Below are 943 nucleotides of genomic sequence, written 5' to 3' on the forward strand. Positions count from 1 at the left end.
CGGATGGTTGCTTGAGGTGCCATCCCGAAAGTCCCCGCCCTTCAGGGCGGAGAGGACGTTAGTTCGCCTGAAGGCTTGGAGACCATTCCCAAACAGCGGATGATGTCTGGATTGTAAATCGCTAGACCGCCGACGGATCTGTCGTAGACTCCGTCTATCCCCTTCCTGACGGCCTCTCCTGCAAGACCTTGCTCCCCCAGATGCCTCTCGAGACCCGAGGTTTGCCACTTCTCCGCGTCCTTCGAGTTCCTCAGGTCTAGTATCCGGGCTTCGTGCGCTATGACGAATTCCAGCACCGCTCCGTCATTCTCGTCATCCGAGAACTCCGCGTAGTTGGATCTCGCAAGCTCCTCCTCCTCCGCGACGTAGAAGGCTTCCCCGAAGTATCCCTTTGAGGACTTAGTCATGGAGATGCCGTTCTCCTCGATGTCGTGAGCGTCGTCCTCAGAAGCACCGTGAAACACGCGCCTTCCGGCCCAGCCCGTGGTGCCTCTTGGTATGCCGGCGTTGGGGTTTAAGCTCGCCCTAGCGATGGCGAGTTCCACCTTACTGATGTCGTCCATAGTCAAGTAGCAACCGATGGCAACCCCATCCTCTTCCGGGCTGGTGAACTTCGCCAGAACGTCCCCTGGGATCTCCATGGTCGTCGGATCCACCGCCATCTGAAACGGCCCGTATATCACGACCTCCACGGTGTCGTATTCCTCGAGGGTGTCCAACCTTCTGGCGGGGGAACAACGATATCCGGCGTGGTCGGCCTGAGCAGACATTCGCCATCCGTGATCCCAGTCCCTAGATGGAAACAGGCGCCCGTCCGCATCACTTCTTCGTGTGGCCATGCCAACCTCCGTTGTTAATTACGAGGCCGATTATTCTGCCACCGAAGGCAAAAGGCAAGCGAGGTTTGCCTTAACTGATCCAGAAGCGCGGCAAACCCCTTCCT

General features: G+C 58.1%; 1 protein-coding gene. It reads right to left on the bottom strand.

What is annotated here, in order from left to right; translation table 11 throughout:
• Positions 1-41: 41 nt before the first annotated feature.
• The gene (locus tag E1297_RS01365) at positions 42-770 is read right to left on the bottom strand and encodes a hypothetical protein (protein ID WP_155132941.1); all 729 of its coding nucleotides are present in this window, start codon (positions 768-770) and stop codon (positions 42-44) included.
• Positions 771-943: the final 173 nt, after the last annotated feature.

This window comes from Roseibium sp. RKSG952, assembly GCF_009711355.1.